This is a genomic window from Mesorhizobium sp. WSM4808, assembly GCF_055811675.1.
This window is the reverse complement of the sequence record NZ_JBVVQX010000091.1, coordinates 1-267: the sequence shown is the minus strand read 5'-3', so window position 1 is coordinate 267 and position 267 is coordinate 1. Positions and strand designations below refer to the sequence as shown.

At 58.8% G+C, this 267-nt stretch carries 1 pseudogene; it reads right to left on the bottom strand.

Features of this window, described 5'->3' with window-relative positions:
• Positions 1-218, bottom strand: a pseudogene (locus AC0L2U_RS34805) (transposase); the annotation flags it as partial.
• Positions 219-267 lie beyond the last annotated feature (49 nt).

The window sequence follows — 267 nt, the reverse complement described above, 5'->3', positions numbered from 1 at the left end:
GTCGGCGAGCAGCTTCTTCAGCTTGGCATTCTCGTCTTCCAGAGCCTTCAGCCGCTTGGCGCGTCAGAGACGTCCATCCCGCCATACTTGGCCTTCCAGTTATACAGCGTCGCCTCCGAGACCCCGTGCTTGCGGGCCAGATCGCCCGCCTTCGCACCCGCCTCATGCTCGCGCAGAACCGCAATGATCTGCTCTTCCGTGAAACGCTTTCTCTTCATCAGTCCGTCCTTCAATCAAGGGCCGGACTCTAATCTCAGATGGAGGAAA